We start from the raw sequence: 26,324 nt of genomic DNA on the forward strand, positions 1-26,324 counted from the left end.
TTTCCCTTTTATTATGAAATCCCTATATCCGCTCAAATGACCAAAAATACTGATCATATGCCCGTCAATTTTATGAAAATGCACGGTGCCGGAAACGATTTTGTCGTGATCGACAGCCGTAATGGTGGTCCTGTGGTGTCTGCAAAGCTGGTTGCGGCCATCGCTGACAGGAATCGCGGCGTGGGATTCGACCAACTGGCCGTCATCGAGGACGGGCTGCGTCTGACGTTTTACAACTCGGACGGATCTACATCGGGGGCGTGTGGAAATGCGACCCGCTGTATCGCTGCACGCGAGATGGCAATGACGGGCATGACAGAGCTTCCGCTTCAAACGGACCGCGGCGCACTTCGGGCGGTGATGGTTGAAGGTGAAACATGGATCAACATGAGCCAACCGCAACTTGAGTGGCACGACGTACCGCTTGCCGAGCCACTCGATACCTTGTCGCTTCCGATTGATGGCAGCCCTGCAGCGACTGGCATGGGCAACCCGCATTGCACTTTCTTTGTGGATGACGCCGAGGCAATTGATCTGGCTTCTTTTGGTCATAAGCACGAGCACCATCCGCTTTACCCCGAACGCACCAACGTCCAAGTCGTTCATGTTTTAGGTCCTGACCATCTGCGGATGCGCGTATGGGAACGCGGCGCAGGTATTACGCTGGCCTCTGGTTCGTCTTCTTGCGCCACGGCTGTTGCTGCGCATCGTCGCGGATTGACCGGACGCAAAGTGCGAATTGATCTAGATGGCGGCACGTTAGTAATTGATTGGCGTGATGATGGCGTGTGGATGACCGGCCCGACAGCCCATGTTTTTGACGGTGTTCTGACACCCGATTGGTTGGCGGGCTTATGAGCGCACCTGTTTTCTCAAACCACGGATGCCGCCTGAACGCCTATGAAACAGAGGCGATGAAAGAGCTGGCCCAAGGTGCTGGCCTAAATGATGCAGTCATCATCAACACCTGTGCTGTGACCGCCGAAGCTGTGCGCAAAGCGCGCAAAGATATTCGTAAGCTGCGTCGTGAAAACCCCGACGCCAAGGTTATCGTGACCGGTTGCGCCGCACAGATTGACCCCGACAGTTTCGCCCAAATGGATGAAGTCGACGCAGTTATTGGCAACACCGAGAAGATGGACGCCGGCACATGGTCAGGGCTTGCGGCGGACTTTGTCGGTAAGGTTGAGCCCATTCAGGTTGACGACATTATGTCTGTTACGGAAACCGCAGGGCATTTGATTGACGGCTTCGGCACACGCAGCCGCGCCTATGTGCAGGTCCAGAACGGATGCGATCACCGCTGCACATTTTGCATCATCCCTTACGGTCGCGGCAATTCACGATCCGTTGCCGCAGGCGTGGTGGTTGAGCAGATCAAGCGGCTTGTGGGGCGTGGATATAACGAGGTCGTTCTGACTGGAGTTGACCTGACCTCATGGGGTGCGGATTTACCGATGGCACCCAAACTGGGTGACTTGGTGATGCGCATTTTGAAATTGGTGCCTGACCTGCCCCGCCTACGTATTTCAAGCATCGATAGTATTGAGGTCGACGAGGCCTTGATGGAAGCCATCGCAACACAGCCGCGTCTGATGCCACATCTGCATCTTTCGCTGCAGGCAGGGGATGATCTGATCCTCAAGCGGATGAAGCGCCGGCACCTGCGCGGTGACGCGATCGCATTCTGCCAAGAAGCGCGCAAGCTACGCCCCGATATGACTTTTGGCGCAGACATTATTGCGGGCTTTCCAACCGAGACCGAAGAGATGTTTGAGAATTCTTTGAAGCTGGTTGAGGAATGCGATCTGACGTGGCTGCACGTTTTTCCCTATTCACCACGCCCCGGCACGCCTGCTGCGCGCATGCCTGCGGTGCAAGGTGGCGCCATCAAAGACCGTGCGGCGCGGCTGCGGGCCGCTGGCGATGCGCAAGTCAACGCACATTTGGCCCAGCAAGTGGGCCAGACCCACAACGTGCTGATGGAAAACCCAAGGATGGGACGCACAGAGCAATTCACCGAAGTGCATTTTGAGACAGATCAGCCAGAAAGCCAGATCGTGCAGGCAGTGATCGCGGGGCACACGGCAACACATCTGGTCGCATGACACCTATACTTTATTCATTCAGGCGCTGCCCCTACGCGATGCGCGCACGCTTGGCGATTACGCTATCGCAAACCCGCGTTGAGCTGCGCGAAATCATCTTACGCGATAAGCCAGCGGCAATGCTTGCTGCCTCCCCCAAAGGCACAGTTCCCGTTTTGGTGATTGGCGATGAGGTGATTGAGGAAAGCCTTGATATAATGAAGTGGGCCTTGGCGGATCATCCTCTTGGTGCACTGTCAGGCGAGGATGCTGAGTTAATCGCGCTCAATGACGGGCCATTCAAATCGGCCCTTGATCGCACGAAATACGCAACGCGCTTTCCGGGCACCGACCCAAACGCCGAGCGCGAGAAAGCCTGCACATTTATTGCAACGCTTGAGGCGCGCCTGTCAGGACCCTGGCTTGGCGGTGATACAGCATCGCTGGCGGATTACGCTATTCTGCCGTTCATCCGGCAATTTGCGAACACGGACGCTACCTGGTTCGGCGGGCAGCCCTATCCACGCGTTCAAAAATGGCTCAGTGATTTTTTGGCGTCGTCCTTGTTTCAATCGATCATGAACAAATACGAGCGGTGGGACGAGCTAAGCCCTTCAGAGCCAGTCTATTTCCCTTCAAATCCGTAAACACATGCAAAAAACAGGTATGTTTGTGCGACATACTGGAGCAGTTTGGCGGGCAGACTTCAATGTGTGCTGGACGGATTGCAATCTGCGTTCTAAATAGCGTGTCGATAGCGGCTGCAGGATTCCCTGTGGCCTGTTCATATTTGATCGACCCATTCGGCCGATCCGCCTAACGGAAACAAGGGGAGAACACGATCGTGTCTCACGCAGAAAATACGCAAGGCACCCGCCGCGACTTCATCTACTACGCCACCGCTGGCGCAGGTGCTGTGGTTACCGGCGCTGCCGTTTGGCCATTGGTCAACCAGATGAACCCAAGTGCTGACGTTTTGGCATTGGCATCCATCCGCGTGGATGTGGCCGATGTTGAGCCTGGCACGCAAATCACTGTTCTTTGGCAAGGTAAGCCTGTGTTTATCCGCCGCCGTAACCCAGAAGAAATCGCCGAAGCACGCGCGGTTGATCTTGGTGCTCTGCCGGATGCAAACGCTGACAACGCGAACCTTGCTGCGGATGCGGATGCGTCCGATGAAAACCGCGCTCTTGATGAAAACGGCGAGTGGTTGGTCATGATGGGCGTTTGTACCCACCTTGGTTGTGTGCCTCTTGGCGACGGTGCTGGTGAGTTCAACGGCTGGTTCTGCCCATGCCACGGTTCACACTATGACACCGCAGGCCGTATCCGTAAGGGTCCAGCGCCACGCAACTTGCCTGTTCCAACGGCATCGTTTGTCGACGAAACAACAATCCAACTCGGTTAAGGGAGATACCATATGTCTGGAATTCCACACGACCACTATGAACCAAAGTCAGACGGCCAGAAATGGCTGCACAAGCGCCTTCCCGTTGTAGGCCTGCTTTATGACACGCTGATGCTTCCCACACCAAAGAACCTTAACTGGATGTGGATCTGGGGTATCGTTCTGACGTTTACTCTGGCACTTCAAATCATCACCGGCATCGTGCTGGTTATGCACTATGTACCGCACGTTGATATGGCGTTTGCATCTGTTGAGCACATCATGCGTGACGTGAACGGCGGCCACATGATCCGCTATTTCCACATGAACGGTGCGTCGCTGTTCTTTGTCGCTGTGTATGCCCACATTTTCCGTGGCCTATACTATGGCTCGTACAAAGCGCCACGTGAGGTGACATGGATCATCGGCATGCTGATCTACCTGTTGATGATGGGTACAGCATTCATGGGTTACGTTCTTCCTTGGGGCCAAATGTCGTTCCACGGTACGGCAGTTATCACTGGCCTGTTCGGTGCGATCCCGTTCGTTGGTGAAAGCATTCAAACATGGTTGCTTGGTGCATCCGCTGTTGGTCAGCCTGCGCTGAACCGCTTCTTCAGCTTGCACTACCTCATGCCGTTTATCATTGCTGGTCTGGTGATCGTTCACATTTGGGCATTCCACACAACGGGCAACAACAACCCAACTGGTGTTGAAGTACGTCGCACATCCAAAGAAGAAGCAGAGCGGGACACACTCCCCTTCTGGCCATACTTTGTAATCAAAGACCTGTTCGCACTGGCAATCGTACTGGTTGTGTTCATGGCAGTTGTTGGCTTCATGCCCAACTACCTTGGCCACCCAGACAACTACATTGAAGCGAACGCGCTGGTCACACCTGCGCACATCGTTCCCGAGTGGTACTTCTTGCCATTCTACGCAATCCTACGCGCCTTCACAGCAGAAGTATGGGTTGTGCAGTTGGCTGATTTCGTAACATTCGGCATTGTTGATGCGAAGTTCTTCGGTGTTCTTGCCATGTTTGGTGCGATCGCTGTGATGGCATTGGCACCATGGTTGGACACATCATCAGTCCGCTCTGGCCGCTACCGCCCAATGTTCAAATGGTGGTTTGGCCTTCTGGTCGTCGACTTCTTCGTGCTGATGTGGGTGGGCGCACGCCCTGCTGAGTTCCCATACGATCTCATCTCACTTATCGCGTCGACCTACTGGTTCGCTTACTTCCTCGTCATTCTGCCGTTGCTTGGCATCATCGAGAACCCGATGACACCGCCAACGACAATCGAAGACGACTTCAATGCCCACTACGGCAAAAAAGATGGCGCTGCAGATGCAGTAGCCACACCAGCCGAGTGAGAAAGGACTACCCAATGTTGAAGAAACTCGCCCTTACCACAGCAGTTGCCCTCGGCCTTTCGGCCGGTGGCGCGCTTGCTGCTGGTGGATCAGACGCAAAAATTGAGAACTACGCGTTTTCATTTGAAGGTCTGACAGGCTCGTTTGACCAGAACCAACTTCAGCGTGGCCTTCAGGTTTACACTGAAATCTGCGCAGCTTGTCACGGTTTGAAATACGTCTCTTTCCGTAACTTGTCTGACGACGGTGGTCCTGCGCTTCCTGAAGATCAGGTGTTTGCGTACGCCGAAGAATACGAAGTCTTTGATGCCGCTATCGATGATTTCCGTTCTGCGACGCCTGCCGACAAATTCCCAGCATCCGCACTGGCTAACGCACCTGACTTGTCCTTGATGGCAAAAGCGCGCGCGGGCTTCCACGGCCCTGCGGGTACAGGCATCAGCCAGCTTATCAACGGCATGGGCGGCCCAGAGTACATTGCGTCACTCTTGGCTGGCTACACCGGTGAAGAAAAAGAAGAAGCGGGCACCATCCTTTATGAGAACACTGCCTTCCCAGGTGGCTGGATTTCAATGGCGCCCCCTCTTTACGGTGATGATGTTGAATTCGCAGACGAAGATGCATCAACCGAGTTGGAAGACATCGCTCAGGACGTGTCTGCGTTCTTGATGTGGACAGCTGAGCCTAAAATGATGGCGCGCAAGCAAGCAGGTCTTACCGGCTTGATCTTCTTGTCTGTGCTTTCAGTCCTGCTTTACCTCACAAACAAGCGTTTGTGGGCGGCAGCAAAGGGCAAAAAGTCTGCATAAGCCTATCAATTAGGTTTTACGAATTTAGCGCCCCATCCACTGTGATGGGGCGTTTTTCTTTGGGCGACACTTGAGGCCGAGCCGCCCGCGCTTTATGCAATCTCAAAAGGGGAGTGCACCACCGATGAGCATGAACAGCTTTGGACATTTGTTCCGCGTGACAACTTGGGGCGAAAGCCACGGCCCTGCTTTGGGTGCTACCGTTGACGGCTGCCCACCCCAAGTGCCCGTAACGCCGGAAATGCTTCAACATTGGTTGGACAAGCGCAAACCCGGCCAAAACAAAAACACCACACAACGCCAAGAACTGGACGCAGTGGAAATTCTATCTGGCGTCTTTGAGGGCCAAACAACCGGTACGCCGATCCAACTAATGATCCGCAACACAGATCAACGGTCGCGCGATTATGGCGATATCGTTGAGAAGTTCCGCCCCGGCCATGCAGATATTACCTATTGGCAAAAATACGGCATCCGCGATTACCGTGGGGGTGGCCGATCAAGCGCGCGCGAGACCGCATCACGCGTTGCTGCAGGTGGTGTCGCGCGTGAAGCGATTAAGGCGATAGCCCCTGATATGTCTGTGACGGGCTACATGGTTCAGATGGGAGAGAAGAAAATCGATCGCGCAAAGTTTGACTGGGATGCGATCGGGCAAAACGACTTTTGGTGCCCTGATGCGGATGCCGCGAAAGAGTGGGAAGACTACCTCACATGGTTGCGTAGAGACGATCACAACAGCGTCGGAGCAATCATTGAAGTGGTTGCACGCAATGTTCCCACTGGCCTTGGTGCGCCTGTTTACGGCAAACTTGATACAGATTTAGCCGCTGCAATGATGTCGATCAACGCGGTCAAAGGCGTTGAAATTGGTGAAGGGATGGCTGCCGCCGCACTTACCGGACGCGATAATGCAGACGAAATTTTTATGGGCCCGAACGGGCCAGAGTATTCAAGCAACCACGCCGGTGGTATCCTTGGTGGTATCAGCACGGGTCAAGATGTCGTGGTACGTTTCGCCGTGAAGCCGACTTCCTCTATATTGTCGCCGCGCAAAACAATTACCAAAGCCGGTGAAGAAACCCAGATCATCACCAAGGGCCGTCACGACCCATGTGTTGGCATCCGTGCGGTTCCTGTCGGCGAAGCCATGATGGCCTGTGTAATGCTGGATCATATGTTGCTGCACCGTGGCCAAACTGGCGGCAATCGCGGCACAATCGGTTAAGGCACGCTAATTAAGCGACAGTTCCAGCAGTTCCTTAATGGCGCTGTCGTTCATAACTGCGCCCTCAACGCGGCCAAGCTCGCGGCTTCCACGCAACAGCAAAAGTGTGCCGTTTTGTGTTACCCGCCGTTTCTCGGCCATGCCCGATTCACCGTAAGTATCGTAGTCCACAACGATGTAGGTAATCGCCGCGCGTAAAGCTGGATTTTGCTCTTTGAGCGTATCAATGATGGAGGCATGCCGCGCACAAGCGATGCACCAATCGGTCCGAAAATCGAGTAACACAGTTGCACCTTGCGACAGCTTATCTCGGTCCAGGCGAGGCTGATATTCGAGGCCCCGCGCCTGCACCACGGATGCAGCCAAACACAAACCCAACGCCACCCACAAAACTTTCATACTCGTAACCCTCTACTTAGTTTGCTTTGACACCTGCACAGCAAAAATTCCTGCAGCGATAATGGCAACGCCAAGAACGTCGATCAACCCTATCTGTTCCCCCAGCAAAACTGCTGCCAATGCGACACCAAAAAACGGGTTAAGAAAATGGAAAGTCGCGGCGCGCACAGCACCAATCCGGCTGACCAAGACGAACCAAATTACCGTCGCCGCCAAACCGGGCACAAGGGTCGTGTAAATAAATGCGCTGGCAAGAAGCGGGGTGATCGTGACATTCCACGTTTCAAAAAGCAGCGCAGGCACAGTAAGCGCGGCAGAGCCTACAAGCATCTGAAGCCCCACAATCATCAAAACCTGCCCACTGGAAACCGCGTTACGGACCGATAGTGTTGCAACCGTCAGGGACGCCACGCCCAGCACACATAGCAAAACACCCCACGGATCAAGACCGCCTTGTAGCCGTGGCACCATGATAACCAGAACACCGACGAGGCCCGTGACCAAGCCAAGCAGCGCAACAATAGGCAGACGCTCGCGCAAAAATACCCACCCAACCAAAGCGACCAAAAGAGGCATGGTAGACGCGATGATCGCGGCAATAGACGCTTGAACCGTTTGCATTGCGATAAAATTCAGACCCAAATACAGGGCATTCTGGCACAATCCAAAAACAACAATCGCGCGCCACTGCGCCTTAGTCAGCCGCCAGCTTTGTTTGAGCAGCAATGCAATGCCGACAGCAACCGTTCCGGAAATGAAGAAACGCAACGACAGCGCCATGAGGGGCGGCGCCTCAAGAACAATGATGCGTGCAGATGCAAACGCCGACGACCACATCAGGGCAAACGACAGCCCCAGAAAAACCGAACGTAGATCCACGCTGCTACACTCCTGATGAAATAGGGCCGAAACTAAAAAGGGGCCGCATCATGGCGACCCCTCTATTCACGATAAAGTCTGTGGTCGACTTAGCCGTTAACGCTGTCTTTCAGCGCTTTTGCGATTGTCATTTTGACAACTTTATCCGCATCTTTTTTCAGCATTTCGCCAGTAGCTGGGTTGCGCACCATACGCTCCGGACGCTCGCGGCAATAGATTTTGCCAACGCCTGGAAGTGTCACAGCGCCACCAGCACTTACTTCGCGTGTAATAAGCGAAACAACCGCTTCAAGCGCGCCGCCAGCAGATTTCTTGTCTACGCCCATTTCCTCAGCAAGTGCTGCTACGAGTTGGGTCTTTGTCATTGGTTTCGCCATTTTACAGGTCTCCTCATTCCGCCCGATTTTGGGCCTCATGGGCGTAATCTAACGGTATATAGTGTCCCCACACAACTCTTTGTGATTGGAAAAACCGCAAAAAACCGCCTTTTTTCGCCTATTTTACAAGAATGCGGTCTCTTCAAAGCTCCGGAGCTTGCGTGAATGGATGCGTTCAAGTGGCATATCGCGCAAGTATTCCATCGCGCGAATACCAATCATGAGGTGCCGTGCGACCTGAGTTGTGTAGAAATCAGAGGCCATTCCCGGCAATTTCAACTCCCCGTGCAGCGGTTTATCCGAAACGCACAGCAACGTCCCATACGGCACACGGAAGCGAAAACCGTTGGCAGCAATTGTTGCACTTTCCATATCAAGCGCCACTGCCCGCGACTGCGAAAGGCGCTGAACCGGACCTTCTTGATCGCGCAGTTCCCAATTACGATTATCAAGGCTGGCAACCGTTCCTGTGCGCATGATTTGTTTTAGGTCATAGCCTTCAAGCTTCGTGACCTGCGCTACAGCTTTTTCCAGCGCAATCTGAATTTCGGCCAGCGGTGGAATGGGCACCCAAACAGGCAAATCATCATCCAGCACTTTGTCTTCGCGCAGATACGCATGGGCCAGCACAAAGTCGCCCAAGGCTTGGGAATTTCGCAAACCCGCACAGTGACCAACCATTAGCCACGCATGCGGGCGCAGCACTGCGATATGATCCGTGGCCGTCTTTGCATTGGACGGACCCACCCCGATATTGACCAAAGTAATCCCACCGCCACCGGCGCGCTTAAGATGGTACGTTGGCATCTGCGGCAGCTTCGCAGGCGGTGTGCAGGCCGTATCGGGGTCCGTAATCATGTCATTACCAGGACCAACAAATGCGGTATAGCCACTTGCAGGATCGCGCAGCATTTCGCGGGCGTAGGCTTCAAACTCCTCGACGTAAAACTGATAGTTCGTAAACAGGACATGGTTCTGAAAATGACTGGGGTCCGTAGCCGTGTAATGGGAAAGCCGAGCCAGCGAATAATCCACCCGTTGCGCAGTGAACGGCGCAAGAGGCATTGCCCCATCTTCATAAGTAAACCCAAGGCCATTTACGATGTCATCGTTGGTTGTCGACAAATCTGGAACATCAAAAACATCGCGCAGAGTAAACTTGACCGCCCCGTCTTGGGGGACATTCAGCCCACCTTTGTTAGCGACAGCAAAATGGACGGGCATCGGCGTTTGGGACGTTCCAATTTCAACCTCACCGCCGTGATTGGTCAGCAAAAGATCGATCTGCTGTTCAAGGTAGCTGGCAAACAAGTCAGGCCGCGTCACTGTCGTCGCGTAGATACCTGGACTTGGTACGTGACCAAAAGACAGGCGACTGTCCGCCTGCGCGAAGCTTGTCGAATGCAGTCTGATTTCTGGGTAGAAGGCGCGGAACCGTTGGGTGGGGCTTTCACCAGTCAGACTGGCTTCGAAATGGGCGCACAGAAACTCCACTGCTTCATCATAAAGCTCCCTAAGTCGAACCACCGCCTCAGCCGCGTTTGTAAAGTGCTGCGGCGCACCTTGTTCGGGCGAACATACCGGTAGCATTCTGGTAGGGTCAATCATCACTGGTCCGCCTGTTCTCATTTGTTATACCGTGCAAATCGTTGCACCCGAACTTGGCAACATCAACCAGATTTTCGCGCGTCGCTTAACGTGCCCTGTCCTGCTCACTTTCGGACCGTTGCGGTGGATCAAGGAGTTTTCACATGCCGACCCTACTTTCATTTGGCCATGGATTTTCCGCACGCGCCCTAAGTCGAATTTTGCCCCGTGACTGGACCGTTTACGGCACCACCCGCACCAAAGAAAAAGCAGAAGTTTTGCGGGCTGAGGGGATCAAGCCAATCTTATGGCCCGGCGAGGCACTTGATACCGCTTTGAAAGAGGCGACACATCTGCTGATCAGTGCGGGGCCGTCCGAGCAGGGTGATCCGGTTTTGAACACCCTTAAAGACGAGATTAAGGCGCTTGCACCGCGTCTTGAGTGGGCAGGTTACTTATCGACCACAGGGGTTTATGGCGACCATCAAGGGGACTGGGTGGATGAAGCTACGGCACTGACCCCTGCCACAAAACGCGGGCAACTGCGTGTGAGTGCCGAGGCAGAGTGGCAAAGCATCCCTACCCTACCGCTTCACATCTTTCGGCTGGCTGGCATTTATGGGCCCGGTCGTGGCCCTTTTGCCAAGGTCCGCAACGGAACCGCGCGGCGGATCATCAAACAAGGTCAGGTGTTCAGCAGAATTCACGTAGAGGATATTGCGCAGGTGTTATGGGCATCAATCACACGTCCAAACATTGGTGCGGTGTACAACCTTTGCGACAATGATCCTGCACCCCCCGAAGACGTTATTGAATACGCAGCGCAATTGCTTGGCGCACCAGTTCCACCCGCAATCGACTACGAGACAGCAGAGATGACTCCGATGGCGCGCAGCTTTTACGCAGAGTCCAAGAAAGTCTCAAACGAGCGTATCAAAACGGAGTTGGGCGTTAAACTGAAATACCCAGATTACAAAACCGGCCTGCGGGCGCTGTTGAAGTTAGAGCAGGACAGCGCTGAGCGCCCATTGTAAGCGCTGCATAAGCACACATATCACGTTCAACCAAAGGACCATAATCATGCACCAGTTGACTGTATTTCTTGAGCGCCCACTGACACGCAACATCATAATGGGCGTTATCATTTTCAACGCAATCTTGTTGGGAATGGAAACATCAAACGGGCTGATGCAAAACTATGGGACGCTGATCACAACGCTCGATAGCGCGTGTTTAGCCGTATTCGTACTTGAATTGACGGCGAAGCTGATAGCCTATCGCAGCCGATTTTTTCGGTCGGGCTGGAACTGGTTCGACTTCATTATTGTAGGCATTTCCCTTGTTCCAGCCGCGCAAGGGCTTAGCGTTTTGCGGGCCATGCGGATCCTGCGGGTGCTGCGCGTCATCACAGTGGCGCCATCGTTGCGGCGGGTCGTCGAAGGTTTTGTGAACGCACTACCCGGCATGGGCAGTGTCTTTTTGTTGATGGCGCTGATCTTCTACATCAGCGCAGTTATGGCGACCAAGCTATTCGCCTCTGCGTTTCCGGAATGGTTCGGAAGCTTATGGCTATCGCTATATTCACTGTTCCAAATCATGACGCTGGAAAGCTGGTCCATGGGCATCGTGCGCCCCGTGATGGAGGTCTACCCCTATGCGTGGCTCTTCTTTGTACCTTTCATCATGGTCACCACATTCGCCGTGGTGAACTTAATCGTAGGTCTGGTTGTGAACTCGATGCAAGAAGCGCACGCAGAAGAAACGAACGCTGTCACAGACGCATACCGCGATGAAGTTTTAGAGCGGTTAAAGTCAATCGAAGAGCAATTAAGCAAACGCTAAGCGCGTTTGCTATCAAGCTTCGTAATCCCAAGAACATCGAGAACTTTTGCCTCAATATCTGCTGCATTAAGGCCGGCCATCGCATACATATCTTCGGGGCTGGACTGATCAATAAACGTATCGGGCAACACCATGGAACGGAACTTCAGGCCAGTGTCAAAAACAGCCTCATCCGCTAAAAGCTGCGCAACGTGTGATCCGAAACCACCAACAGCACCTTCTTCGATGGTAATCAAAGCCTCGTGCTGTTCCGCCAAATCCAAGATCAATGTGCGATCAAGGGGCTTGGCAAAACGGGCGTCAGCAACGGTTGGGGTTATGCCGCGCGCCGCAAGCGCTTCACAGGCAGCCTCTACTTCCGCCAACCGGGTCCCGAAAGACAAAATGGCAACGCGTGCGCCATCACGGATCATGCGACCCTTACCAATTTCAAGCGCTTCGCCGCGTTCAGGAAGCTCAACCCCAACACCCTCGCCCCGCGGAAAACGGAAAGCGATAGGGCCATCATCATAAGCCGCAGCTGTGGCAACCATATGCACCAACTCTGCCTCATCAGCGGCCGCCATAACGACAAAGTCAGGCAGATTGCTGAGGTAAGCAACATCAAACGCGCCCGCATGCGTCGCCCCATCCGCGCCTACAAGCCCTGCGCGATCAATCGCAAAACGAACAGGTAGGCGCTGAATGGCCACATCATGAACGACCTGATCATAACCGCGCTGTAGGAACGTTGAATACATCGCGCAAAACGGTTTCATGCCCCCCGCCGCAAGAGCCGCTGAAAACGTAACGCCGTGTTGCTCGGCAATGCCCACATCAAAGCACCGGCTTGGGTAGCGTTCTGCAAATAAGTTCAACCCAGTCCCATCGGGCATCGCAGCAGTTACGGCGCAAACTTTATCGTCACGGCTGGCTTCATCGAGAAGGGTTTGCGCGAAAACCTTGGTGTAACTTGGCGCATTGCTGGGTGCTTTTTTCTGCTCGCCCGTCACAACGTTGAACTTGGAGACACCGTGCCCTTTGTCACGCGCCTGCTCAGCAGGAGCATAGCCTTTACCTTTTTTCGTAATGCAGTGGATCAAGATTGGGCCAGTCGCGCGATCATGGACAGTGCGTAAAACTGGCAAAAGCTGATCAAGGTCGTGACCGTCAATCGGGCCAACATAGGAAAAGCCCAACTGTTCAAACAATGTGCCGCCCACAGTCATGTGTTTCAGCATATCTTTCGCGCGCTTCGCCCCTTCGCGGAAAGGTTCCGGCAGCAAACTTACTGCACCCTTTGCGGCGGACTTAAATTCTTGAAACGGCGCGCCGGCATAAAGCTGGCTTAGGTACGAAGATAGTGCGCCAACAGGCGGCGCAATCGACATCTCGTTGTCGTTCAATACAACGATCATGCGTTTTTTCAGATGGCCCGCGTTGTTCATCGCTTCAAATGCCATGCCCGCTGACATTGAGCCGTCACCAATGACAGCAATTGCATCGCCGTTTCCTTCGGGCGGGGCGCCCCCCAAATCACGAGCGACCGCAAAGCCGAGTGCAGCAGAAATAGATGTGGAACTGTGGGCAGCACCGAATGGGTCAAACGGAGATTCACTGCGCTTTGTGAAACCGCTTAGCCCGTCTTTTTGGCGCAACGTACGGATGCGGTCACGACGTCCAGTCAAAACTTTGTGGGGGTAGCATTGATGGCCAACATCCCAGATGATCTTATCTTTCGGGGTGTCAAAAACAGCGTGAAGTGCCACCGTCAACTCAACAACACCAAGGCCCGCACCAAGGTGACCACCCGTGACCGATACTGCGCTAATCACCTCAGACCGGACATCATCAGCAAGCTGGTGCAGTTCTGCATCGCTAAGGCTTTTCATATCTGCAGGTGTGCTGACGCGGTCCAAAACCGGTGTGTGTGGTCTGTCAGACATGATCGTTATCCTTAATGGCCGCGAGTAATCACAAAACGTGCCGCTTGCTTTAGCGTATCAGCATCATCGCCGAAACCCGCAAGGGCGTCGCAGGCTTCATCAACCAGATTAGATGCGCGGGCTTTTGCCCCCTCAAGGCCCAGCAATGAGACGAATGTCGCTTTACCTGCGCTTTGATCTTTGCCAACAGCCTTACCAACCGTCGCCGCATCACCTGTGACATCCAACACATCATCAGCGATCTGAAACGCGAGGCCAAGTCGATCCCCGTAGGTTTGCAAGGCATCTGTTGAGGCTTCTGACATGACCGCACCAGCCATCGCAGACCATTCAATCAGCGCGCCAGTTTTGCCTTTTTGCAATGCAATGATCTGATCCAACGTCAGCGGAATTTGTGCCGTCTCGGCGGCAATGTCTGCAGCCTGCCCACCGACCATCCCGTTAATTCCACTGGCACGCGCGAGGCTTAGGGACAAATCTAATCGCGCTTGTAGGCTACACTGGGTCTGGGCAATCAACTCAAACGCCAAAGTCTGCAAAGCGTCACCAGTCAAAACAGCTGTCGCTTCATCCCACTTCACATGAACGGTCGGGTTCCCTCGGCGTAAATCATCGTCGTCCATGCAGGGTAAGTCATCATGCACCAAAGAATACGCATGCAGGCATTCAATCGCTGCTGCAGCGTTTCTCGCCTCATTAGGACCAATTCCATGAAGGCGTGCGCTTTCCAAAACCAAGAACGCGCGTAATGCTTTGCCACCACGTGTCGCATAGATCATTGGCTCCGCAATAGCGCTTGCGCAGCCCTTTAACGCATCGGCGATACAGGCCTCGGATACTTTTGCCGCATCACCTAGCGCCGCCTGAAAGCTCATTTATTCAGCGTCCAGAGGAGTTGTGCCAACAGCAGCGCCATCTGCACTTAACGTAAGCTTGGCCACTTTTTCTTCAGCGGCATTCAGCTTCGCTTCGCAATGTTCTTTTAGTTTTGCTCCGCGCTCATACAGCGCGATGGATGCCTCAAGCTCAACCGAGCCACTGTCCAATTGGGTCACCACACGCTCCAATTCGGCAATTGCCTGCTCGAAGCTCATCTCTGCTACTGGTGTCTCGCTCATTGCCCGCGCTCCATTAAGACTTCAACATGTGCCTTCGCCGACGTGGCCAAGGCATCAAGATCATAACCGCCCTCGAGGGTCGAGACCACCCGCCCACCACAATATTCGTCTGCGATATCGCACAGCTGATGCGTCACCCATGCAAAATCACCCTCAGATAGATCCATACCAGCAAGCGGATCAGCACTGTGTGCGTCAAACCCCGCTGAAATTAACAACAACTCAGGCTTAAAACGCTTTAACATCGGCAGGACTTGTTCCGTGATAGCTTGCTTAAAAATAGCAGAGCCGGCGCCGCCCGGCAGCGGGATATTCAAGACGTTATTGTAAGCGCCCGTTTCATGGGCGTGACCCGTACCTGGGTAAAGCGGCATTTGGTGGGTTGAGCAAAAGAGGATGCGCGGATCACTCTCGACCAAGTCCTGTGTGCCGTTGCCGTGATGCACATCAAAATCAACAATTGCCACACGGCTTAGGCCGTGATGGTCCAGCGCATGTTTCGCAGCAATGGCGACCGAACCAAACAGACAAAACCCCATTGGTGTTTCGCGTTCAGCATGGTGACCGGGTGGGCGGACCGCAGCAAATGCATTTTGCACATCGCCCCCCAAGACCATATCAACAGCCTTAACATTTGCACCCGCAGCCCGCAGCGCCGCGCCAAGCGAGCCGACAGACATGTGCGTGTCAGCATCAAGAGAGGTCCAGCCGCTATCAGGTGCAGATTGTCGAATGGCCGTGACATGCGATTTGGGATGTGCCCGCAACAAATCGTCGTCGGCCGCAAACGGAGCAGGTACCCGCACCAAATCAAGACCATCCAGCGCACTCAGCACCGCATCAAGCCGCGCGACTTGTTCGGGGTGGCCCGGAGGCGTGACATGCTCAAGGCATTCGGGGTGGGTGATCAATGCTGTGGCCATGATCGCTCCTCCATTTTTTGGTGTTTCGAATGGGCGTATGTTAGTCTGGTGCTAACATGTAACCGGCACCGCGCACAGTTTGTAGATACCGCGGCTGTTTTGGATCGGCCTCAATCTTGCGACGCAACCGCGTGATTTGCACATCAACCGCGCGCTCTTGGGCCTTGCCGCCGTCTTTGCCACTGTCACGACCAAGATCTTCGACCAGTTTGATACGGCTGATCGGCTCAGAAGGCTGGGCGCTAAAGATTTTCATCAACTGAACCTCGGTCGCTGTTAAGCGAACCACCTCATCGCCGCGGCGCAACTCGGCACGGTCAATGTCATAACGGCATGGTCCAAGGTGCAACACTTTTGGCAAGCTATCCGACATCGTATCCGAAGGAATCCGCCGTAAGATCGCGTTTATCCGCAGCAATAGTTCTTTAGGCTCAAACGGCTTTGCCAAGTAGTCATCCGCGCCAGCTTCAAGACCCGCGATGCGGTCGTCCGTTTCACCTTTGGCTGTCAGCAATAGAATTGGCGTCTGCAGCGTCTCGCGCAAATTCCGTGTGAGACTAATGCCATCTTCCCCCGGCATCATGATGTCCAGCACGATCAGATCAAACTCAAGCCCCGCCAACACACGACGCGCGTGTGCGGCATCACGGGCCGCACTGACCAAAAAGCCGTTCTTCATCAGAAACTTTTGGAGCAGCCCACGAATACGCTCGTCATCATCAACAATCAGCAGGTGGGCTTCGTTTTCCATTACTCAGTCTCTTTCAACTTATCAAAATACCGGCGCATTTCTGTGTCCATCATCGCCTCTAACACCGTTCGAAACCCTTGCACCGCCTCTGGACCGGCCGCGCGGTACGCACTGCGCACCCGCGCCGTTTGCACCTCCGACAGCTCTGTCTCCAAGGCGTGACCAGCAGGCGTCAGATACAAATGACGCTCACGTTTATCTTGGGTTCCGACCTTACTTTCGACAAGACCATCATCGATCAAACTACGCAAGACACGGTTCAGCGATTGTTTTGTTACGCCCAAAATCCCCAACAGGTTGTTAACAGTCGTCCCAGGCGAGCGGTGGATAAAGTGAACTGCGCGGTGATGCGCGCGGCCATATCCTTTTTCAGACAACACACGATCCGGATCTGCGGTAAACCCACGATAGGCAAAGAACATTGCCTCAATGCCTTTGCGAAGCTGTTCATCCGTCAAAAACAGCAGGTTCGGGCCGCGCATTTCGTTCCGGTTATCTCGCATATTTCTGTCCTCCTTAGCTGCGACAATACGTCAGTGTTGTTGACATTCCAAGAATCGATTGCTAGCCAAGCCTATAATTTACGCAACTTTATGACCGTTTCGGTCTTAATTTGAGCAACATTAGCAAATGGAGGCTGAAAATGGCTGGCTATGATGACCGTGATGGAAAAATCTGGATGGACGGCAAATTGGTCGAATGGCGGGACGCAAATGTCCACATTCTGACCCATGCCATGCACTACGCCTCCTCTGTGTTTGAGGGCGAGCGCTGCTACTCGGGCAAAATCTTCAAGTCTAAAGAGCACTCCGAGCGACTGATCCGTTCTGGTCAACTTATCGACTTCGAAATCCCTTATACTGTTGAAGAAATCGAAGCTGCCAAACAAGCCGCACTTGATGCAAACGGCCTGACGGATGCGTATGTGCGTCCTGTTGCGTGGCGCGGATCCGGTGAAGATATGGGCGTCGCAGCTGCGCGCAACCCTGTGCACCTGGCCGTCGCGGTTTGGGAATGGGGCAACTACTACGGCGACGCCAAAAATAAAGGCGCAAAACTGGACATCGCAAAATGGAAGCGCCCAAGCCCTGAAACAGCGCCGTCCCAAGCCAAGGCTGCGGGTCTTTACATGATTGCGACAATGTCCAAGCACGCGGCCGAAGCAAAAGGCTGCTCGGACGCGATGATGTTTGATTACCGCGGGTACGTGGCCGAAGCGACCGGCGCCAACATTTTCTTCGTAAAGGACGGCGAGGTTCATACACCAATCGCTGATGCGTTCCTAAACGGGATCACCCGCCAAACAGTGATCCAGATGCTGAAAGAAAAAGGCATTACCGTGAACGAGCGGATCATTATGCCAGAAGAGCTTGAAGGCTTTGAGCAATGCTGGCTGACCGGCACAGCAGCAGAAGTCACACCAGTCGGCACAATCGGTGACTACAACTTTGAAGTGGGTGCTTTGGTCAAAGACATCGCCAGCGATTATGAAAAGCTGGTACGCGCCTAAACAGTCCCTAAACTGCCCTTTAGATACTAAAACAATAAGGTCATCGCTGAAGCGCGGTGGCCTTTTCTGTATCAGCTATTTGAAGCGAACCTGCCGCTCTGCGGCCAGCTTGATCCCCAAATGACGCTCGCGAAGCACGATAACAACACCAGCGATCACGATTAACGCAGCACCCGAAATAACACCCAAAGTCGGCACTTCGTTGAACCAAACATACCCAATGCCAATGGCAAGCAGCATCGCGGTATAATCAAAGGGCGCCACAACAGACGCTGGCGCGAACCGATAAGACTGCGTCAGGCACAATTGCCCCACCCCACCGATGATACCACCCAAAATGAGCAACAACGTCGTTTCAAGAGGGGGCACAACCCAACCAAAAGGCAGCGTTAACAACGACAGAACCGAGGTGGTCAACATGAAGTAGAACACAATCGCTGTTGAACTTTCTGTAGCTACCATCTTGCGCACAAACATCTGCGCCAATGCCGCCATCGAAGCGCTGACCAGCATCAAACCAACGGCGATGGTCTTCATCCTTTCACTGGTGTCAAAACTAAGCTGGTTCCACAAAATGATCAGCACACCCGCAAAACCAAGGCACACCATCGAGATACGGAACTTGCCTACGGTCTCCCCTAAAAAGAGGGCCGCAAAAACAGTTAGAACAAGAGGTGTGGTAAAGCTAAGCGCGGTGACGTCTGGAAACGCCAGAATACCAAGACAGAAAAACCGTAGCCCCATTGAAGTACTACCGGCCAAACCACGCAGAACATGACCAAGCGGACGCTCTGTTTTCAGCCCCGTAGATAAATTGCCGCTCCACCACAAAAAAGCAAACAGCACAGGAAGGGTGAAAACGGACCGGAAGAAAACAGCCTCACCGGTTGGGACCTCATCCGCAGTCGCTTTGATGATGCTCATCAGCACAGTAAACAGCGACACGGCCAAAATTTTCAGTGAAATGCCTTTGATGGTGTCGGTCATGATAGCCGCTCAACTGCCCATTCTGCAGCGTCCCGAACAACCGGATCATTGTCATTGAGCAAAGCCTGCGCATGAGGCTTCAACTCTGGCTTTCCTGAATTTCCAATCGCGTAAAGCACATTGCGGGTGAACCGATCTCGGCCAATCCGCTTGATTGGTGAGCCCGAAAAATGTGCGCGAAACGACGCATCATCAAAAGACACTAACGCAGCCAGTTTGGGGGCTTTTAACTCCTCGCGGGCGGCGTATTTCATTTCGGTCGCAGCGACAGCAAATTTATTCCATGGGCACGCGGCCAGACAATCATCACAGCCGTAAATATGGTTACCCATCTTCTCACGCAGCTCTGGCGCGACAGGGCCTTTGTGCTCAATTGTAAGGTATGAAATGCAGCGCCGCGCATCCAATTGAAACGGCGCGGGGAACGCATCAGTGGGGCATGCATCAAGGCACGCTGTACACGATCCGCAATTGTCAGTTTGCGCTTCGTCCGGCTCAAGCTCTGCCGTGGTGAAAATCGCTCCCAGAAAAAACCAGTTTCCAAGATCGCGTGCCAACAGATTTGTATGCTTACCCTGCCAACCCAAGCCAGCCGCTTGCGCCAGCGGCTTTTCCATAACCGGTGCCGTATCAACGAAGACTTTAATCTGAATGTCGCCCTGCTCTACCAGCCAGCGACCCACCTTCTTAAGCCGCTTTTTAGCAACATCATGATAGTCTTTATTCTGCGCATAGACACTAATTGCGCCCAGCTCTGGCCTGCTCAAAACTGTGCGTGGATCATGTTCGGGCGTGTACATTTCCGCCAACATAATGACAGATCGGCATTCCGGCCACAGGTCTTGCGGACTGCCGCGCCAGTTCATGCGCTCGGCCATCCAACTCATCTGACCGTGATATCCTGCTTCCACAAAAGCGGATAACCGCTGCGCCGTTTCCGGAGCGGCGTCAGGTTTGCACACCCCCATTTTGGCAAAACCGGCGTCCTGCGCCACGTCCCAAAGGCGGGCTTTCAAGGACATTTAAAAATCCAAATTGGAATAATGCGCAGGCTGCGGAAAACCAGAAACCTGATCGGCCAAAATTGAACGAAACGCAGGGCGAGACTTAATTTTTGCGTACCAGTCTTTCACGTTAGCCGATCGGTTCCAGTCCACATCACTGATGTAATCAAGGGATGACAAGTGCGCTGCAGCGGCAAAATCGGCCAAAGTCATTTGGTCACCAGCGAGCCAGCGACGCTGATCCAAAAGCCATGTCATATAGTCGAGGTGATACTTAATCGCACGCGCACCCGCTTTGATATTGGCGCTGTCTGGGTAGCCGGTCTTCTGCACTTTTTTGTTCACGCGCTCATACAAAAGTTTGGTCGTAACTTCGTGATGAAACTTGTCATCAAACCAAGAAACCAGCCGGCGCACTTCAAAACGCAACTCCGGCGATGCAGGCAAAAGCGGCGGCGTGGGATGCTTTTCTTCGAGGTACTCACAAATCGCTGCGCTTTCGCTCATCAGACGACCATCTAATTTCAGGATTGGAACTTTGGCAGCAGGATTACGGCGCAAAAACTCGGAATCGCCTTCCCAATAGCGCTCTTCAACCAGCTCAACTTCGATCTTTTTTTCAGCAAGGCTCAGGCGAACTTTGCGGCAAAAGGGTGAAAGCGGAACATGATAAAGACGGTTCATAATTTGCTCGATTAGTTGTTTATACTGTCATGCCCTAAGCCGCTGTTGCGTTCAACTCTCGAAGCACGCTGCGCGGCCATCCACCTTAATTGTAGCCTCGCCTGACAAAATAGACCGCGTGCGCGCACGTACAAAATCAGTCGGACGGCTGGCAGACCGGCTTTTGGGGGCTGGCAATATCGCTGCAAGGCGTGAGGCTTGTAGGCGCGTTAACTCCGATGATGAGACTTGAAAATAGTGCAAAGCCGCAGCTTCAACGCCAAACACGCCTTCATCAAATTCAGCAATGTTCATATAAACTTCTAAGATGCGGCGCTTTGACCAGAACAACTCCATCACCGGCGTCATCAGGGCTTCAAGCCCTTTGCGGGGATAAGAACGCCCGTGCCAAAGAAACGCGTTCTTTACGACCTGTTGACTGATGGTTGATCCGCCGCGGTTGCCATCTTCGGCAGCTTCAACAATTGCGTCCAAATCAAGCCCCCAATGCAAACAGAAATCAGCATCCTCAGCTGCCACCACAGCGCGCGCCATTACTGGCGCAATTTCTTCAATAGGCTTCCACTCACGCGTCACGCCGCCCAAGCGTAAGCCTTCGGACATGATATAGGGTGTCGTCGGTGGATTGATCAGAGAATACGCCGCGATCCACAACACAATGAACGCGGCAACTGCCAGAACCATCCGCAGCAACCAGCGCCGAATGAACAACATGGGGCGCATAAAAAACGGCACCCTTTTGTCGGATGCCGTTTTCTTATTCTTGGTTTTTCTCACCATGCCGTAATCATGCCAGCGCACTCATGCCTCTGCAACGGCTTATTCTGCTGGGACGGACGCTTCTTCGATACCAAGCGGAACAGGCAAATGAGCCAACATTTCTGTTGAGCAAACCTGCAAGAAGTTTGACCGCTCCATGTCCCAGTTTTGTAAGATCTCGGCCGCTTTACGGCTGCCTGTTTCTTCCAAGTGGCGCTCGATGAGACCCTTAAGCTGCGCTTCCCAATGCTCCATCGTGACAGGGCATGTGACCAGAGTTTCCATGTTCATCATGCTTTGGGCCGTTTGCTCAGGATCGTAGATGTACGCCATGCCGCCAGTCATACCCGCGCCAAAGTTAGCACCAATATTCCCAAGGATTACAGCAACGCCACCAGTCATGTATTCACAACCGCAGGCACCACACCCCTCAATGACCACTTTCGCGCCAGAGTTACGAACGCCAAAACGCTCACCCGCACGACCTGCAGCAAAGAGATACCCATCAGTCGCACCATACAAAACAGTGTTCCCAATGATTGTATTCTGATCCGCTTTCAACGGGCTTGCCATTGGAGGACGGACCACAATCGTGCCGCCCGACAGACCTTTTCCAACGTAGTCGTTGGCATCGCCGGAAACTTCAATCTTAAGCCCTGGGGCCGCAAACGCCCCCAAAGATTGCCCTGCGGAACCTGTCAATTTGACAGTCAGGTGATCGGGTTGCAGCGAATTGCGCATTCCGAAATTCTTTACAATGTGGCTTGATGTCCGCGTGCCAATTGTACGAAGCGTGTTCTGTACGGCGTATTGAAGCTGCATCTTCTCACCATCATTCAGGAAGCGTGCTGCGTCTTGAACGATTTGCGCATCAAGCGTTTCTGGCACAGCGTTACGTGGCTTGGAGCGATCATAAACAACCTTCTCCGCCCCATCGACCGTGATCAAAAGTGGGTTCAAATCGAGGTCATCAAGATGCGCAGAGCCACGGCTCACCTGAGCGAGAAGATCAGCGCGGCCAATGATGTCATCCATGCTGCGGGCACCAATGCTTGCCAGCAATTCACGCACTTCTGTGGCGTAGAACGTGATAAGGTTTACCACTTTGTCAGCATTACCCGTGAACTTGTCACGCAGTGCTTCGTCTTGGGTACATACGCCAACGGGACAGGTGTTTGACTGACATTGGCGCACCATGATGCAGCCCATCGCGATCAATGCAGCAGTGCCGATACCGTACTCTTCGGCACCCAACATTGCTGCCATCACGATGTCACGACCTGTACGCAAACCACCATCCGTCCGCAACGTAACGCGTTCACGCAAGTTGTTCATAGAGAGAACCTGATGCGCTTCGGTCAGGCCCATCTCCCATGGTAGGCCTGCATATTTGATGGATGTCGCAGGTGACGCGCCGGTGCCGCCATTATGACCCGAGATCAAGATCACGTCCGCTTTTGCCTTCGCAACACCAGCCGCGATTGTACCAACGCCACTGGATGCAACCAGCTTCACGGTCACCTTACAGCGCGGGTTGATTTGTTTCAGATCGTAGATCAACTGCGCCAAGTCCTCGATCGAGTAAATATCGTGGTGTGGCGGAGGTGAAATAAGGGTCACGCCCTTGGTTGAATGCCGCAACCGCGCAATCAAATCCGTAACCTTCATACCCGGAAGCTGGCCACCTTCGCCTGGCTTTGCGCCTTGTGCGACTTTGATCTCAAGCTCTTCACAGTGGTTGAGATACTCAGCTGTCACGCCAAAACGACCAGAAGCGACCTGCTTAATTTTAGCAGATGGGTTGTCGCCATTCGCCTCAGGTACGAAGTGTGCTGGATCTTCGCCGCCTTCGCCGCTGTCAGACTTTGCACCAATGCGGTTCATCGCAACGTTCAGCGTCTTGTGTGCCTCGGGACTAAGCGCGCCCAAAGACATGCCCGGTGTTACGAAGCGTTTGCGGATCGACGTAATGCTTTCAACCTCTTCGATAGGAATTGCTTTACCCATCGGCTTGATATCGAGCAAATCACGAAGGTGAATTGGCGGGTTGCTACGCATCTTTGCGGAATACTGACGCCACAGTTCATAGCTGCTGCGGTTACATGCAGCCTGCATCATATGCATGCTCTGCGCTTCCCACGCATGCGTTTCACCAGAACGGCGCGACTTATAAAAACCACCAATCGGCATCACGTTATCCGCTTGGAACGCCTGACCGTGGACTGCTTCAACTTTGCGTTGAATGCCGATTAGACCGATGCCCGAAATACGGCTCTGCATGCCGGGGAAATACTCGGCGACCATAGCGCGCGACAAGCCAACTGCTTCAAAGTTAAGCCCACCACGGTAGCTAGAAATCACAGAGATCCCCATCTTGGCCATGATCTTCAACAAACCTTGATCAATGGCGCTGCGATAACGCGCTACAGCTTCGGTCAAAGTGCATTCCAGCAGGCCTTTTTGGATACGGTCATTCAGGCTGTCTTCCGCCAGATAGGCGTTGACGGTCGTTGCACCACATCCAATCAAAACAGCGAAGTAATGCGGATCAATGCATTCCGCAGACCGAACGTTGAGCGACGTGAACGTGCGCAGTCCTTTGCGCGTCAACCACGAATGTATGGCACTTGTCGCCAAAATCATTGGCATGGCAACACGGTCGCCAGACACATTCTCATCTGTCAGAACAAGGTGCCCTGCGCCGGACCGCACTGCGTCTTCGGCTTCTGCACGTATGCGGGCCAAACCGTCGGTCAGATTACGGCCACCTTTTTCAAAGGTACAGTCAATCTCAACCAAATTAGCGTTGAAGTTTTGCTTCAACTCTTCCCACTGAGCGTTTCCGACAAACGGGCTATCCAGTACCAAAATCTCGGTTTGGCTACTGTCTTGGTCCAGCACGTTCTTGAGATTACCGAACCGTGTTTTCAGGCTCATCACTCGGTATTCGCGAAGGCTGTCAATCGGCGGGTTGGTAACTTGGCTAAACGCTTGGCGGAAGAAGTGGCTAAGCGGGCGGTATTTCTCACTAAGGACTGCGGATGGGGTGTCATCACCCATCGAAGCAATTGCCTCTTTACCGTCCTCGGCCATTGGCGCCAGAATTTGCTCAAGTTCTTCAACTGTGTAGCCAGCTGCGATCTGACGCTGGCGCAGTTCAGCACCTTCAAACATGGGGGCTTCTGTTACACCCGCAAGCTTTGGTTCAAGATCATTGATCTTTCCAACCCACTCGCCAAACGGCAACTCTGAGGCCAACGCATCTTTCATCTCTTTATCGTGGAAAAGGCGGCCATCTTGCATATCAACAGCAATCATTTGGCCAGGACCAAGCGCGCCTTTTTCAACGACATTTGCTTCGTTCACAGGAACCATGCCCGCTTCAGAGCCCGCAATCAGCAGTCCATCACCCGTTACGACATAGCGCATCGGGCGAAGGCCATTGCGGTCAAGGCCAGCGCAGACCCAACGGCCATCCGTCATCGCGAGCGCTGCGGGACCATCCCATGGCTCCATCACAGAGTTGCAGTATGAATACATATCGCGCCAAGATTGTGGCAGTTCAATCGCCTGCTTGGACCAGCTTTCAGGCACCAACATTGTCTTCGCCATCGGCGCAGAACGGCCCGCGCGCACAAGCACTTCGAAAACCGCGTCCAGTGCCGCAGAGTCAGATGACCCACTTGCGACGATTGGCTTGATGTCTTCTGCCATGTCACCAAACGCGCCAGAGGCCATACGAATTTCGTGGGACTTCATCCAGTTAAGGTTACCCTTCAGCGTGTTGATCTCGCCATTGTGGGCCAACATGCGGAACGGTTGGGCCAGCCACCACTGTGGGAATGTGTTAGTCGAGTACCGCTGGTGATAAATCGCGAAGGCACTTTCAAAACGCTCATCCATCAAATCTGGATAGAACTCAGCGACCTGCTCAGCCAACATCATGCCTTTGTAAATGATCGAACGACACGACAGCGATGCAAGGTACAGATCTTTCACGCCTGCCGCGACGGAAGCCTTTTCGATACGGCGACGGATCACATAAAGCTCACGCTCAAATGTTTCTTCATCCACACCTTTGGAATTTGAGATGATAATCTGCTCAATCTCAGGACGGGTCGCGTTAGCTTTCTCACCCAAGCAGGACACATCCACGGGTACGTGGCGCCAGCCGTAGATATAGTAACCCATACGAAGCACTTCTGCTTCGACAATTGTCCGACAGGTTTCTTGGGCGCCAAAGTCAGTACGCGGTAGAAACACCTGACCAACAGCAACCAACTCATTGCGGCGCGGCTCATGGCCCGTGCGTTCAATCTGATCATAAAAGAAGGGCACTGGAATTTGGACGTGGATACCGGCGCCATCGCCAGTTTTGCCATCCGCATCTACAGCACCGCGGTGCCAGATCGCCTTCAACGCGGTAATACCCGCTTCGACCACTGCCCGCGAGCGTGTGCCATCAACAGAAACCACAAGGCCAACGCCACATGAGGAATGCTCATCCTCAGCGGAATAGAGGCCATTCTGCTCCATCCACGCGCGCTTTTTTTCTTCTGCCTTTACCCAAGCTTGATCAAAATTGGTCATTGCGTTTCTCCTTGAAAGGCACGGGGCCCTAAATCTGAATTCGGGTGCGACCGATTAATTTGGTCCGTCTGCCCGTTTAAATCTGTGATGCCATTTAAGGC

General features: G+C 53.5%; 25 protein-coding genes. 10 read left to right on the forward strand and 15 right to left on the reverse strand.

Annotated features, from left to right (window positions below; genetic code table 11):
* The first annotated feature begins 36 nt into the window (after window positions 1–36).
* The 7 genes from dapF (at window position 37) to aroC (ending at window position 6,888) form a co-directional block, all read left to right on the forward strand.
* Window positions 37–858 carry a diaminopimelate epimerase gene (gene dapF, locus OLX08_RS07345; RefSeq protein WP_391480649.1) on the forward strand — a complete coding sequence of 274 codons (822 nt, stop codon included), beginning with the start codon at window positions 37–39 and terminating at the stop codon, window positions 856–858.
* Entirely contained in the window at window positions 855–2,108 is a 1,254-nt protein-coding gene (gene mtaB, locus OLX08_RS07350) for a tRNA (N(6)-L-threonylcarbamoyladenosine(37)-C(2))-methylthiotransferase MtaB (protein ID WP_391480650.1), read from the forward strand. Before dapF ends, mtaB begins: the two co-directional genes overlap by 4 nt.
* On the forward strand, window positions 2,105–2,734 hold the full coding sequence (locus OLX08_RS07355; RefSeq protein WP_391480652.1) for a glutathione S-transferase: 630 nt from the start codon (window positions 2,105–2,107) through the stop codon (window positions 2,732–2,734). Before mtaB ends, OLX08_RS07355 begins: the two co-directional genes overlap by 4 nt.
* Window positions 2,735–2,931: 197 nt before the next feature.
* The gene (gene petA, locus OLX08_RS07360; RefSeq protein ID WP_048598472.1) at window positions 2,932–3,495 is read left to right on the forward strand and encodes a ubiquinol-cytochrome c reductase iron-sulfur subunit; all 564 of its coding nucleotides are present in this window, start codon (window positions 2,932–2,934) and stop codon (window positions 3,493–3,495) included.
* Between the two features lie 12 nt (window positions 3,496–3,507).
* Window positions 3,508–4,851 (forward strand): cytochrome b, encoded by a 1,344-nt coding sequence (locus OLX08_RS07365; protein ID WP_391480654.1) that lies wholly within the window; start codon window positions 3,508–3,510, stop codon window positions 4,849–4,851.
* Between the two features lie 14 nt (window positions 4,852–4,865).
* The gene (locus OLX08_RS07370; RefSeq protein WP_391480656.1) at window positions 4,866–5,660 is read left to right on the forward strand and encodes a cytochrome c1; all 795 of its coding nucleotides are present in this window, start codon (window positions 4,866–4,868) and stop codon (window positions 5,658–5,660) included.
* 124 nt (window positions 5,661–5,784) lie between these two features.
* Window positions 5,785–6,888: a chorismate synthase gene (gene aroC / locus OLX08_RS07375; protein ID WP_391480657.1), complete on the forward strand. Its 1,104-nt coding sequence runs from the start codon at window positions 5,785–5,787 to the stop codon at window positions 6,886–6,888.
* 6 nt (window positions 6,889–6,894) lie between these two features.
* Here the strand turns inward: aroC and OLX08_RS07380 are convergent, their stop codons facing one another.
* The 4 genes from OLX08_RS07380 to OLX08_RS07395 form a co-directional block, all read right to left on the reverse strand.
* Window positions 6,895–7,287, reverse strand: a complete 393-nt coding sequence (locus tag OLX08_RS07380) for a thioredoxin domain-containing protein (RefSeq protein WP_391480659.1) — start codon at window positions 7,285–7,287, stop codon at window positions 6,895–6,897.
* Window positions 7,288–7,299: 12 nt separating this feature from the next.
* Entirely contained in the window at window positions 7,300–8,166 is an 867-nt protein-coding gene (locus tag OLX08_RS07385) for a DMT family transporter (protein ID WP_391480660.1), read from the reverse strand.
* 89 nt (window positions 8,167–8,255) lie between these two features.
* Window positions 8,256–8,543 carry an HU family DNA-binding protein gene (locus OLX08_RS07390; RefSeq protein WP_048598478.1) on the reverse strand — a complete coding sequence of 96 codons (288 nt, stop codon included), beginning with the start codon at window positions 8,541–8,543 and terminating at the stop codon, window positions 8,256–8,258.
* 123 nt (window positions 8,544–8,666) lie between these two features.
* On the reverse strand, window positions 8,667–10,133 hold the full coding sequence (locus tag OLX08_RS07395) for an AMP nucleosidase (protein ID WP_391483203.1): 1,467 nt from the start codon (window positions 10,131–10,133) through the stop codon (window positions 8,667–8,669).
* Between the two features lie 161 nt (window positions 10,134–10,294).
* Here OLX08_RS07395 and OLX08_RS07400 point away from each other — a divergent pair, with 161 nt between their 5' ends.
* Together OLX08_RS07400 and OLX08_RS07405 are read left to right on the forward strand one after the other, a co-directional pair.
* Window positions 10,295–11,164 carry an SDR family oxidoreductase gene (locus tag OLX08_RS07400; RefSeq protein WP_391480663.1) on the forward strand — a complete coding sequence of 290 codons (870 nt, stop codon included), beginning with the start codon at window positions 10,295–10,297 and terminating at the stop codon, window positions 11,162–11,164.
* Window positions 11,165–11,210: 46 nt separating this feature from the next.
* Window positions 11,211–11,972, forward strand: coding sequence for an ion transporter (locus OLX08_RS07405; RefSeq protein WP_391480664.1), 762 nt, complete (start codon window positions 11,211–11,213; stop codon window positions 11,970–11,972).
* Here OLX08_RS07405 and dxs read toward each other — a convergent pair.
* Genes dxs through OLX08_RS07435 form a run of 6 tightly spaced genes read right to left on the reverse strand, consistent with a single transcriptional unit; the run spans window position 11,969 to window position 17,192 of the window.
* The gene (gene dxs / locus OLX08_RS07410) at window positions 11,969–13,897 is read right to left on the reverse strand and encodes a 1-deoxy-D-xylulose-5-phosphate synthase (RefSeq protein ID WP_391480666.1); all 1,929 of its coding nucleotides are present in this window, start codon (window positions 13,895–13,897) and stop codon (window positions 11,969–11,971) included. The two genes, OLX08_RS07405 and dxs, sit on opposite strands and share 4 nt — an antisense overlap.
* A gap of 11 nt (window positions 13,898–13,908) precedes the next feature.
* The gene (locus OLX08_RS07415) at window positions 13,909–14,772 is read right to left on the reverse strand and encodes a polyprenyl synthetase family protein (RefSeq protein WP_391480667.1); all 864 of its coding nucleotides are present in this window, start codon (window positions 14,770–14,772) and stop codon (window positions 13,909–13,911) included.
* On the reverse strand, window positions 14,773–15,015 hold the full coding sequence (locus tag OLX08_RS07420; protein ID WP_048598484.1) for an exodeoxyribonuclease VII small subunit: 243 nt from the start codon (window positions 15,013–15,015) through the stop codon (window positions 14,773–14,775).
* Window positions 15,012–15,938 (reverse strand): histone deacetylase family protein, encoded by a 927-nt coding sequence (locus OLX08_RS07425; RefSeq protein ID WP_391480669.1) that lies wholly within the window; start codon window positions 15,936–15,938, stop codon window positions 15,012–15,014. Before OLX08_RS07425 ends, OLX08_RS07420 begins: the two co-directional genes overlap by 4 nt.
* Before the next feature lie 40 nt (window positions 15,939–15,978).
* The gene (locus OLX08_RS07430; protein ID WP_391480670.1) at window positions 15,979–16,689 is read right to left on the reverse strand and encodes a response regulator; all 711 of its coding nucleotides are present in this window, start codon (window positions 16,687–16,689) and stop codon (window positions 15,979–15,981) included.
* Window positions 16,689–17,192 carry a MarR family winged helix-turn-helix transcriptional regulator gene (locus tag OLX08_RS07435; protein ID WP_341247152.1) on the reverse strand — a complete coding sequence of 168 codons (504 nt, stop codon included), beginning with the start codon at window positions 17,190–17,192 and terminating at the stop codon, window positions 16,689–16,691. Before OLX08_RS07435 ends, OLX08_RS07430 begins: the two co-directional genes overlap by 1 nt.
* Window positions 17,193–17,332: 140 nt before the next feature.
* Here OLX08_RS07435 and OLX08_RS07440 point away from each other — a divergent pair, with 140 nt between their 5' ends.
* Complete coding sequence (locus OLX08_RS07440; RefSeq protein WP_391480672.1) at window positions 17,333–18,199, forward strand: branched-chain amino acid aminotransferase; 867 nt, start codon at window positions 17,333–17,335, stop codon at window positions 18,197–18,199.
* Between the two features lie 75 nt (window positions 18,200–18,274).
* Here the strand turns inward: OLX08_RS07440 and OLX08_RS07445 are convergent, their stop codons facing one another.
* From OLX08_RS07445 to gltB, 5 genes are read right to left on the reverse strand one after another with little or no spacing between them, the layout of a single operon-like run.
* On the reverse strand, window positions 18,275–19,186 hold the full coding sequence (locus OLX08_RS07445; RefSeq protein ID WP_391480673.1) for a DMT family transporter: 912 nt from the start codon (window positions 19,184–19,186) through the stop codon (window positions 18,275–18,277).
* Window positions 19,183–20,208, reverse strand: a complete 1,026-nt coding sequence (gene queG / locus OLX08_RS07450) for a tRNA epoxyqueuosine(34) reductase QueG (protein ID WP_391480675.1) — start codon at window positions 20,206–20,208, stop codon at window positions 19,183–19,185. The genes OLX08_RS07445 and queG overlap by 4 nt, the downstream gene beginning before the upstream one ends.
* Window positions 20,209–20,874 (reverse strand): glutathione S-transferase family protein, encoded by a 666-nt coding sequence (locus OLX08_RS07455; RefSeq protein WP_341247148.1) that lies wholly within the window; start codon window positions 20,872–20,874, stop codon window positions 20,209–20,211.
* Window positions 20,875–20,925: 51 nt separating this feature from the next.
* Window positions 20,926–21,654: a monofunctional biosynthetic peptidoglycan transglycosylase gene (gene mtgA / locus OLX08_RS07460; protein ID WP_391480676.1), complete on the reverse strand. Its 729-nt coding sequence runs from the start codon at window positions 21,652–21,654 to the stop codon at window positions 20,926–20,928.
* A 39-nt stretch (window positions 21,655–21,693) separates the two neighbouring features.
* Window positions 21,694–26,223, reverse strand: coding sequence for a glutamate synthase large subunit (gene gltB, locus OLX08_RS07465; protein WP_391480678.1), 4,530 nt, complete (start codon window positions 26,221–26,223; stop codon window positions 21,694–21,696).
* Window positions 26,224–26,324 lie beyond the last annotated feature (101 nt).

Origin of the sequence: Nereida ignava (genome assembly GCF_047114695.1) — a bacterium.
In the GTDB taxonomy this organism is placed as follows: Bacteria; Pseudomonadota; Alphaproteobacteria; order Rhodobacterales; family Rhodobacteraceae; genus Nereida; species Nereida ignava.

What these genes read in the sequence shown, in the direction of transcription:
- dapF (WP_391480649.1), top strand. Translation starts at nt 37, where the DNA reads ATGACCAAAAATACTGATCATATGCCCGTCAATTTTATGAAAATGCAC.
- mtaB (WP_391480650.1), top strand. Translation starts at nt 855, where the DNA reads ATGAGCGCACCTGTTTTCTCAAACCACGGATGCCGCCTGAACGCCTAT.
- OLX08_RS07355 (WP_391480652.1), top strand. Translation starts at nt 2,105, where the DNA reads ATGACACCTATACTTTATTCATTCAGGCGCTGCCCCTACGCGATGCGC.
- OLX08_RS07365 (WP_391480654.1), top strand. Translation starts at nt 3,508, where the DNA reads ATGTCTGGAATTCCACACGACCACTATGAACCAAAGTCAGACGGCCAG.
- OLX08_RS07370 (WP_391480656.1), top strand. Translation starts at nt 4,866, where the DNA reads ATGTTGAAGAAACTCGCCCTTACCACAGCAGTTGCCCTCGGCCTTTCG.
- aroC (WP_391480657.1), top strand. Translation starts at nt 5,785, where the DNA reads ATGAGCATGAACAGCTTTGGACATTTGTTCCGCGTGACAACTTGGGGC.
- OLX08_RS07380 (WP_391480659.1), bottom strand. Translation starts at nt 7,287, where the DNA reads ATGAAAGTTTTGTGGGTGGCGTTGGGTTTGTGTTTGGCTGCATCCGTG.
- OLX08_RS07390 (WP_048598478.1), bottom strand. Translation starts at nt 8,543, where the DNA reads ATGGCGAAACCAATGACAAAGACCCAACTCGTAGCAGCACTTGCTGAG.
- OLX08_RS07395 (WP_391483203.1), bottom strand. Translation starts at nt 10,133, where the DNA reads ATGCTACCGGTATGTTCGCCCGAACAAGGTGCGCCGCAGCACTTTACA.
- OLX08_RS07400 (WP_391480663.1), top strand. Translation starts at nt 10,295, where the DNA reads ATGCCGACCCTACTTTCATTTGGCCATGGATTTTCCGCACGCGCCCTA.
- OLX08_RS07405 (WP_391480664.1), top strand. Translation starts at nt 11,211, where the DNA reads ATGCACCAGTTGACTGTATTTCTTGAGCGCCCACTGACACGCAACATC.
- dxs (WP_391480666.1), bottom strand. Translation starts at nt 13,897, where the DNA reads ATGTCTGACAGACCACACACACCGGTTTTGGACCGCGTCAGCACACCT.
- OLX08_RS07415 (WP_391480667.1), bottom strand. Translation starts at nt 14,772, where the DNA reads ATGAGCTTTCAGGCGGCGCTAGGTGATGCGGCAAAAGTATCCGAGGCC.
- OLX08_RS07420 (WP_048598484.1), bottom strand. Translation starts at nt 15,015, where the DNA reads ATGAGCGAGACACCAGTAGCAGAGATGAGCTTCGAGCAGGCAATTGCC.
- OLX08_RS07425 (WP_391480669.1), bottom strand. Translation starts at nt 15,938, where the DNA reads ATGGCCACAGCATTGATCACCCACCCCGAATGCCTTGAGCATGTCACG.
- OLX08_RS07430 (WP_391480670.1), bottom strand. Translation starts at nt 16,689, where the DNA reads ATGGAAAACGAAGCCCACCTGCTGATTGTTGATGATGACGAGCGTATT.
- OLX08_RS07435 (WP_341247152.1), bottom strand. Translation starts at nt 17,192, where the DNA reads ATGCGAGATAACCGGAACGAAATGCGCGGCCCGAACCTGCTGTTTTTG.
- OLX08_RS07440 (WP_391480672.1), top strand. Translation starts at nt 17,333, where the DNA reads ATGGCTGGCTATGATGACCGTGATGGAAAAATCTGGATGGACGGCAAA.
- OLX08_RS07445 (WP_391480673.1), bottom strand. Translation starts at nt 19,186, where the DNA reads ATGACCGACACCATCAAAGGCATTTCACTGAAAATTTTGGCCGTGTCG.
- queG (WP_391480675.1), bottom strand. Translation starts at nt 20,208, where the DNA reads ATGTCCTTGAAAGCCCGCCTTTGGGACGTGGCGCAGGACGCCGGTTTT.
- OLX08_RS07455 (WP_341247148.1), bottom strand. Translation starts at nt 20,874, where the DNA reads ATGAACCGTCTTTATCATGTTCCGCTTTCACCCTTTTGCCGCAAAGTT.
- mtgA (WP_391480676.1), bottom strand. Translation starts at nt 21,654, where the DNA reads ATGGTGAGAAAAACCAAGAATAAGAAAACGGCATCCGACAAAAGGGTG.
- gltB (WP_391480678.1), bottom strand. Translation starts at nt 26,223, where the DNA reads ATGACCAATTTTGATCAAGCTTGGGTAAAGGCAGAAGAAAAAAAGCGC.